The sequence below is a fragment of the Bacillus sp. JJ1764 genome (assembly GCF_036962145.1).
GTDB lineage: Bacteria > Bacillota > Bacilli > Bacillales > Cytobacillaceae > Neobacillus.
This window is the reverse complement of the sequence record NZ_JBALNY010000252.1, coordinates 1-9,302: the sequence shown is the minus strand read 5'-3', so window position 1 is coordinate 9,302 and position 9,302 is coordinate 1. Positions and strand designations below refer to the sequence as shown.

At 36.3% G+C, this 9,302-nt stretch carries 8 protein-coding genes; all 8 read right to left on the bottom strand.

The window, feature by feature from the left end; all coding sequences use genetic code 11:
- Nucleotides 1–238: 238 nt before the first annotated feature.
- Complete coding sequence (gene gtfA, locus V7083_RS23470; RefSeq protein ID WP_335482609.1) at nucleotides 239–1,708, bottom strand: sucrose phosphorylase; 1,470 nt, start codon at nucleotides 1,706–1,708, stop codon at nucleotides 239–241.
- Nucleotides 1,709–1,719: 11 nt separating this feature from the next.
- Nucleotides 1,720–2,676, bottom strand: coding sequence for a carbohydrate kinase family protein (locus tag V7083_RS23465; RefSeq protein ID WP_335482607.1), 957 nt, complete (start codon nucleotides 2,674–2,676; stop codon nucleotides 1,720–1,722).
- Between the two features lie 107 nt (nucleotides 2,677–2,783).
- Nucleotides 2,784–3,596: an alpha/beta hydrolase gene (locus tag V7083_RS23460; protein ID WP_335482605.1), complete on the bottom strand. Its 813-nt coding sequence runs from the start codon at nucleotides 3,594–3,596 to the stop codon at nucleotides 2,784–2,786.
- Nucleotides 3,597–3,610: 14 nt separating this feature from the next.
- The gene (locus V7083_RS23455) at nucleotides 3,611–4,561 is read right to left on the bottom strand and encodes an alpha/beta hydrolase (protein WP_335482604.1); all 951 of its coding nucleotides are present in this window, start codon (nucleotides 4,559–4,561) and stop codon (nucleotides 3,611–3,613) included.
- A 101-nt stretch (nucleotides 4,562–4,662) separates the two neighbouring features.
- Complete coding sequence (locus tag V7083_RS23450) at nucleotides 4,663–5,646, bottom strand: LacI family DNA-binding transcriptional regulator (protein WP_335482602.1); 984 nt, start codon at nucleotides 5,644–5,646, stop codon at nucleotides 4,663–4,665.
- Nucleotides 5,647–5,784: 138 nt separating this feature from the next.
- Nucleotides 5,785–6,588: an alpha/beta hydrolase gene (locus V7083_RS23445; RefSeq protein WP_335482600.1), complete on the bottom strand. Its 804-nt coding sequence runs from the start codon at nucleotides 6,586–6,588 to the stop codon at nucleotides 5,785–5,787.
- A 45-nt stretch (nucleotides 6,589–6,633) separates the two neighbouring features.
- The gene (locus V7083_RS23440) at nucleotides 6,634–7,440 is read right to left on the bottom strand and encodes a Nif3-like dinuclear metal center hexameric protein (RefSeq protein WP_335482598.1); all 807 of its coding nucleotides are present in this window, start codon (nucleotides 7,438–7,440) and stop codon (nucleotides 6,634–6,636) included.
- A 153-nt stretch (nucleotides 7,441–7,593) separates the two neighbouring features.
- Nucleotides 7,594–8,919 carry an MFS transporter gene (locus V7083_RS23435; protein WP_335482596.1) on the bottom strand — a complete coding sequence of 442 codons (1,326 nt, stop codon included), beginning with the start codon at nucleotides 8,917–8,919 and terminating at the stop codon, nucleotides 7,594–7,596.
- Between the last annotated feature and the right edge of the window lie 383 nt (nucleotides 8,920–9,302).

The following is a 9,302-nucleotide window of genomic DNA, read 5'->3' as shown; positions in this document are numbered from 1 at the left end:
ACTTTAGGTCAAGCAAAATAAAAAACCCAATTTCTCAAATTTTTATACTGAGAAATTGAGTTTATTATTTTGGATTTTTTTCCAGAGTTTATACACATAGGGGTACTACCCCCTACCTATCTAGATGAGGCATTTCTTTTCTAGTTTAAAGAAATGACCCTTCTCCAAAATTGCTACTATTGGGTATAAAATGATGATGTTAATCGGAGGTAAATATTTAAATAGAATTCCTAAATGACTATATAAAATATTGTGATGCCTGTCCGTTTTCATCAATATAATCAATTACTGATTTATACTTTTTGAGATCAATCAATAATGTACAATTCTTCTCATTTCTTTTCCAGGAAAGTCGAATTTCATCCTTAGCCGATTCCAATACGGTAAACTCACCATTAAAAGCATCGTATTCATTTCTAAATCTAATAAGCTTTAACAATCTTTGAACTACTTCTTTTTCAAGAGACTTTTCAATTTCCTCAAGGGTGAAGTTATGGCGGTTAATTTCACGTCCTTCACCAGTTTTTCGTACATTTTCGAGATCATTTTCTCCTGCTAGCAAACCTACATAATAGACTTGAGGTACTCCAGGAGCAAAGAATTGAATGGCTCTCGCAGCCAAGTAGGCATCATCGTCACAATTAAGTACTGAATAATAGGAACATCTAATTTGATGAACATCAAACCCATCGTGCGCTTTGTGCTCCTCTGATAAAATGAGACTAAGGTTTGATTCCCGTTCCAAACATACATCAACCACTTTTCTTGCCTCTTTCGTGTCTATCAGATCATCTAAATCTGGCTTGATTGGAATTCCATCATGGCAATCAAGCATTGTAAACTGCTTGTGCGGGCGTGTCTTCAGGTATTGTAGAAGATCTTTGCTGGATTTATTAAACAATGCATCCAAGATTCTATATGGCAAAATAAAATCATAAATCCAACATCCATGCTTAGCCAATTTATATTGGATGCTGTAATGGGAATGAACTTCAGGCAGCAATTCAATGTCTAAAGAATTAGCTAATTCTAAAATCCAATCCAAAAATTCATAGATTTCCGGCTCGACAAAAAAGCAATTTGTTCCCAGTTTTTTTATGACGTATCCAACGGCATCCAGTCTGATAATCTTCACATTTTGCTTTTTGAAATTCATAAAGGACTCCGTAAAAAGTTCCCTTACTTTCTCCGATTTCACATCTAAATCAATTTGTTCGGACGGATCCGTCTTACCAAACGTTGTCCAAACCTTCTCTTCTTCACCAGTTTCTTCAATTGTATATGATGAATATGGCAGTGGACGGCGCAAAAACATTTTTTCTATGTCTTCTTTTTTCGGCTTTCCATCTTCCCAGATCTTATCAAGGGTAATAAAAAGATCTGCATATTTTGATTTTCTCCCTTTTTTAAGGAAATCCTGAAAATATTCAGACTGCCTTGAAATATGGTTTACCATCACATCAATTAAAATATCATAATTTTCACCGATGGCTCTTATGTCTTCCCACGTTCCAAAATTAGGTTCAATCTCCAAATAGGTCTTTGGAGCAAACCCCCTGTCTCCTGATGATGGGAAAGGTGGAAGAATATGAACCCCCCCTTTAAAAATATCCGTAAAATGTGTTAAAAGGACATTGTTTAGCGCCTTTAAATTTCCCCCAAGAGAATCAGGATAAGTAATCAACTGAACTTGGTTTCTAACTGACATACTTCATCCTCCTACAAGTCATATAACTCTTTAATTACTTCAAGTTTAGGCAAGTTCACTACTGCACCCGTGTGTTTCAACTTAAAAGCACTGACCGCAAAACCAAAGTTTAACGCTTCTCTTATCGTATGTTCTTTCACCAATGCGGTATAAAAACCAGACCAAAATGCGTCACCCGCACCTGTAGTATCTATTACATCTGTCGCAAATGAGTTCAGTTCCACCATTTCCATTCCATTCGAAACGATTGCACCATCTTTTCCCAATGTCATGATGACCAGTTTAGGGCCGAGTTTCAAAAACTTTTCAATTTGATTTAGTTGAGTATCTTTGCCGAACAATCTTTCTGCGTCATCTTCAGATGGTTTGACAATATCAACTTTACCAATGATAGACTTAACATATTCAACACCATCTTCGCCCCTTTTCCAAATCATTGGATGGTAGTTTGGGTCAAAACCTATCAAAATGTCATTTTCTCTAGCTTTTTTTATTACTTTTTCAATTGTTTGACGTGCTGGTGGCATCGATATCGGCCAGCAAGAAAAGTGTACAATCTTTGAATTTAGTAAAGCTTCTTCGAGACTAGGAGTATAGTCTAAATGATAATCAGCCCCACGATAGAAAATGGGGATTGGTGTTGATTGGCTTTTCGTTACGACTACCATACTGGTAGAATTATCTACTATCTGAACACAGCTTGTATCAATTCCTGCCTTCAGTAAATGGTTAATTAAAAATGTTCCAAAACCATCCTCGCTTACAGCAGAAGCAACAAGTGAATGGATCCCCAATTTCCTTACATTCATGGCAATATTAGAAGGGGATCCCCCGAAAAACTTGTGATAGGTATTACATTCCACATTTTCATCATATTCGGCTGAAATCATGTCAATAAGAAGTTCTCCTACTGTCAGGATATCATTCCTTTTATTTTGTAATAAAATTCTATTATCAAACTCAAGCATCTTGATCCTCCGGGTTCATTTATCGACCTCTACGCAATCTACAAATATCCCTCAGAAAAGGTTAATCGCATATTCCTTAGTTTCTAATAAATGCTTTTCTCATTTTTTTATTGTAGTCCTTTTATCCAGCGACCAGCCATTTCAATCCAATTGGCCACTTCTGGTTGAATAGTCCATTCATTATTTTTTGCCTTAGTTTCCTCTGTTCCAAGGGACAAACCATGGATCCCATTAGGGAAGATGTGCATTTCCAAAGATACCTTATTCTTAAGAAGGGCATTAGCAAATAAAAAACTATTCTCAACAGGAACAGGCTCGTCTGTATAGGTATGCCATAAGAAGGTTGGCGGAGTGTCAGTGGAAACCTGTTGTTCCAATGATACCTCTTGTAAAAGGTTATCGTGGTTTTCTCCTAACAACGCAGTAAAAGAATCCTTATGTCTATATGGTCCAGATGTAATAACCGGGTAACTTAATAGAATTCCGTTAGGCTTTATCTCATCATTTGAAATTCCTAAACTTTTAGATAAAAAACTTTTGTTCCAAAATACCCCTAAACTTGCTGCCAAGTGACCACCAGCTGAAAAACCAGCAACAATGATCTTATTCCTGTCAACATGCCATTGTTCTGCATTCTGCCTAATAAGTGAAATTCCCATGGAAAGTTCTAATAGTGCTGTTGGAAAAGTTGCTGGATGAACACTATAACGTAAAACACATGCATGAAAACCCATTGCATTCATTCTAATGGCAATCGGCTCAGCTTCTCTGTCAGAAGTAAATTCATATCCCCCGCCAGGACATATAATGACCGTTGGACGTTTACGATTACAATCTATTTCTGGGGAATTATTTAAAAAATAAGTATATAATTTTGCTTCAGAATGCTCGGTTCGAATATCGATCACTTCATGTATCATTTTTTCTGCCTCATTTATATTACTTTATCTGAAAAACTAAATGCCCTTTTAAGTGCATTAATATATTCATTTTGGGCTCGCTGGCTGATTTCTGCATTTGGAACAATATGTTCGAAGGCATGAAAACAACCAGGATATAGATGAAATTCTACTGCAACGCCGGCTTGTGTAAGACGCGTAACATAGTTAATCGTTTCATCACGGAAAGGATCCAATTGACCTACACATGTATATGTCGGAGGAAGCCCTGACAGATCTTCTGCCCGTATTGGTGCGGCATATGGAGAGATGTTACCATTTGCATGCTCACCTAGATACATTCTCCAAGCCGCCAAATTATTAGATGTGTACCACACTGCTTTATTGTCCTCAATTTCGTTACTGGAGAACGTAATATTTCTATCATCAATCATTGGATATAATGGCATTTGAAAACAGATGGCAGGTCCACCTTTATCACGAGCCATTAATGCCAATGCAGCAGTTAATCCTCCACCTGCACTTCCTCCTCCAATGGCAATCCGTGTCAAGTCGATATTCAATTCTTCCGCAGAGTTTGTTAACCATAACAATGTTGCATAACAGTCTTCAATAGCTGCTGGAAAGGGATGCTCAGGGGCCAGGCGATAATCTGGCGATATGACAATACAATTGGCAGCTTCCACAAAATTTTCACATAGGCTGTCTTCTCCGTTTGGATGCCCTAAGACATATCCTCCTCCATGTATCCATATAACCGCAGGTAAATTTGACTGGTCTCTTTGAACCGGTTCGTAAATCTTAACCATCATTTCTTGTCCATCTCCACCGGAAACTAACCGTTCAGTAATTTGAACAAATTTTGAATTCAATGTTGGGGGGATCGGCATTTGTCTTGCCATTTCTAAATCATCAGGGAGTTGAATAACCGGTGTTGTATCTATACCTTCTCTTAATTCAGGATTCACTCTACTATAAAAATCCATAATTAGTTCCTCCATTCCATGAAAAAGCATTTTCAAATATCGGTGGAATCAAAATGTTTCATATCCTCTTAAACAATGAACATGTCATCCCTCATATTTGCTTAAGCTGTATCGCCTTCTACCAAAATTACATTAAGTGGATCATTACATTCTATAAAATTATCATCATTGTTTATTCTACTATCTAATAATTTAACAGCTCTTTTTGCCATTTCAAGAATAGGCTGCTGTATTGTGGTTAGGTTTGGAAGGAAATTCCTAGCTGTTTTAGTACCATCATAACCAACAATTTTTAATTCATCAGGAACTTTTATACCAAGGCTTAAAGCTTTATAATAAATGTTTGCTGCTAGAATATCATCACTTGCAAAAATGCCATTGATACCGGGATTTTCCGAAAAAATTCGAATGATCAATTCATCATACACTTTAGAATTAAAAGTTTGACTAGTTTCATAAATGATTGGAGTAAGGCCGTAAGTCTCCATTACATCTTTATAGGCAGCTGATCGTAAATGTGTTGGCGTCTTTAAACTAGCCGGCCCACCTATATGGATGATCTTTTTACAGCCCTTTTTTATCAAATGTTCTGTTGCCAATTTACCTCCTAAGTAATTATCTGAGGATACAATGGGAGCAGAATCAGAAATATATTGGTCAATCGCGACAATTGGTAATCTTGTTAATACTCCATCAAATATTCCCCTATTATGACTACCAACAATGATGCCGTCCACTTGATTTCGAAGGAGCATATCTAAATACTTTTTTTCTTTCTGTGCATGGTTCAAGCTATTACATAAAAACACTTTATAACCTAATTCCTCGCATACCATTTCAAGATTAAATATTAATTCAGAAAAAAACGGGTTGGTTACTGTTGGAAAAATCAACCCAATTATGTTACTTTTTTGTGAGGACAAAGATCGTGCCATTTCATTAGGGACATAATGGATTGCTTCCATTGAATCATTAACTAGCTTACGGGTTTTGTCACTAATATAGCCGCGGTTATTTAATACTCTGGAAACAGTCGCTCGTGAAACACCAGCATGTTTTGCAACATCTTCTAATTTTGGTTTCATTTCTTGCTACCTCTTTTACTAATTGAGAATGGAGAGAGACCCTCAACTAGGAACACTCAATTTCGGTTTTTAAACACGTTCCATCAGATCGGGGACTATATCCTTCTTTATTAATATTTTAAAAGAGTTCTTTGCCCTTCAATTATCACGATCACAGATGGCCCAAGATATAGCCTTTTCAATATATTCATTCCAAAAACCAAACGAATGGTCCCCATTTGTTTCTCTATATATCACATTCACATTCTTGGAAACTAAAAATTTATAAAATTTCTGGTTTACATCTAATAAGAAGTCGCCAGTTCCACATGCCATATATATTTTGGGAATCTCCACTTCAGCCTTTATCAAATCAACTACAAGTGCCTCCGGATCCCTATCACTGCCCAAAAGCTGGTGTAAGTCACCAAAAATTCTTCTATAATATTTATAATCCGCTACTTCATCTTTATAGTCGTTAGATATTCCCGCTATCCGATAAGTAATGATTGCGGAGGACAAGGCAATTATACGACTGAAATTATCAGAGTACTTTAATCCGTTGCGAATCGCTCCATATCCGCCCATTGATAATCCACCAATAAAGGTATCCTCCCTCTTTGAAGATAAGGGGAACATTTTTCGGGTAAACATAACTAATTCATTTCCTATGTATTCACCAAATAATTCCCCTTTATCAATATCATCCAAATAAAAATTATTTTCACCTGAAGGCATAAACACTGCTAAGTTATATTTATCAGATATTTCTCTAATTCTTGAGAGGCTAAGCCAATCCAAATAACTGCCAGAATACCCATGTAAAAGATAAAGAGATTTTAATGGGCGTCCCTCAGTATTTACATTTCCAAACATCTCAGTGCGGTCTATCGGTAATAATGCATTAAAAGTAACTTCCCTTTTTAAAGCCTTTGAGTAAAAATTTACTTGTGATATGGCCAATGGATTCACTCCTTGTGTTAATATAAATTTATGAATAATGAAGGTTTATAAATAAAGGAACGGCTCTTTCGCATCAATAAAAGTAACTGGAATATTATTAACTAGAGGCTTCAACCATTGTTCCATATATTTCATGCCCCATTCTTCACTCCGCTCATGGCCAACAACAATCATACCCTTTTCCAATCCTAGCATCGTTGCGTCATTGACATACGCACAAAGTGTCCATTCTGTAATTTCACCACATACCATAACATCCAAGTTATGATTTCTCATTAACTCCATGGGCATTTGTTCTCTGCCTAAACCTAAGCTTCCTCCACCAACTAGCACTCCTACCTTTGAACATTTCATTTCGGGGTTGCCGACAATTTGAATTACATCCATTGATAGTTTCAGTTTAAAAAATTTGGCAAGTTCCGCCAAAGTGATTTCATTAATTTTGTATATGAATGGTGGGTTCTCTTCCAGCAAATTATTTTCCCAGCCAATTTCTTGCAAAAGCCCATCATAAATTCTATCCGTTTTCCCCAAATGCATATAATCATGGTACCGCCAAATTACTATATTGTTTTCTTCAATCAACTTTTTCTTTGCAAGATATAACGGGTCATCCTTAAGCCAATCCGTCTCGTCCCACCCTGTATAGAAAGTAGGTTCATGTGTAATGATCATATTTGCCCCGACAGCAATAGCCTTCTTAATAACGTCCATCGTTGCCATAAAGGTAGTGACAATTCCTTGTACCTCAGAATTATGATTACCACATATGATCTGGTCACCTGTTTTTTCAAGTCTCATATCGCCACATGAATCTGAAAGAATCGCCTCAATAACTTCTTGTACTTTCATTTACTATTCCTACTTTCGTTAACATGACTAAATTAAAATAACAAAATATATGGTGATACATTCCTACTCGCATTTACTTATAGAAGGAATGTATCACTAGATGGTTAACTATATAAATTTGATATATTATTTCTTAGACTTTTTAATAGAAAGTTAAGCTGTAACTTTATTTTTTCCAACCTGTTCTTCTAAACCAAGATTCTTAGGAAGTATGAAAGCTGCTAATACTCCAACGAACAAGATGATCGCCATAACGTACATAGCGCCGGCTTGCGAACCTGATAGCGAGATAAAAACACCTGCAAGATAGGGTCCAGCAAAACCACCCATCGCTGAAGTAAATCCTGTTATTCCCCTACAGGCACCTTCAACTTCTTTGGAGAAAATAAGAGTTGGTATGGTATGAAAACTAGGCATAAAAGCCTGTATAAAAAAGCCAACTACACACATTAAAACGATGTACAAAGTAGCATTTGTACTATTAGAAAAAAGGCCTAGGGAAGCCAGAGCAATAGCAAACAAAAATAGAGGTATCCCCGTGCTAAGGCGCCGCTGCTTTATTTTCGCAGTTAATTTAGACCATATAGCCAATCCAAAAATTGCAGTAATAGATGGAAGTGCACTAAGTAATCCTATATTACCAATTCCTGCATGTGTAACAGATTGAATAGCTGTAGGCATCCAAGTAAAAAATCCTATCTGACCAAATACTGCGCAAAAGCCAATGATACTTAAAGCCCAACTATACTTATTTCTTAAGAGATAACCTAAAATTGGTAGTAGCTTATCCCCACTTAGGTTATTGTCCCTATCTTTCACTATAGCATTCTGTTCCTTTTGAATGGTTGTAGTAATATATTCTCTTTCTTCTTTACTTAACCATTTAGCATCTTCAGGTCTGTCATACATTACGGCAAACCATATGCCACCAATTATTAAACTAATAACACCTAAAATGATAAACATCATTTGCCAATTAAACATGGCTATTAGAAATCCACCAATTGGACCAGTCAGCGTTGCTGCAATGCCGGATGCACTAAACACTACCGCTATGGCACGACTCCTTTCACCATCCTTTTCTGGAAACCAATATGGCAAAAGAGTCATGATGCCTGGTACAATACCTCCCTCCGCAACACCAAGCAGAAATCTAAGCAAAATGAGTTGCCAACCAGTTTCAACAAATGCTTGAAGAATGGTTATTACGCTCCAACATACCGTAGTAAAGAAAAGAAATTTTTTAAGTTTTCCTTTTTGAGCAATGTGTCCACCAGAGATTTGTAAAATCATCCCTCCAATACCCGCGACTCCACCCGCAAATCCAGCAACGCTTGCAACAAGTCCTAAATCCCTCATCATGCCTCCAGGCAAGGCAATTGCTAAGAGTGACGAACTTAAAAATGAAAAAAAGCACATTAAAAATAATACAGGTAAAAAGTAAAACCATCTCAACTTTGGTATTCTCAATTCAGCCATGATTAAATACCCCTCTCTCTTTAATAATTTTATCTTGTTTTTAACCTATATACTAAGGTCCATTACCATTCACAACTTCAACACAAGTTCAAAACACTAAAACGTTTACAAATATCCCCCGAATTTCATCTACCTTAATGGTAAATAAGGTGATTGATTATTGATATTTCATTCCTATACCACATAGCCATTAAACTAAACAATAAATCCCTTAAATTACGATTAATTCTCTCCACACAATATTATTTAAACGTTTTCAAAACATATTAATTTTTAAATCAACCGGTTGTTATTTAATATGTTAACCGGTTAACATAAATATGTCAATCGGTTAACATATTAAAATTTTAAACATGATTATTTAAAATCGAGTAGGAGGGGGT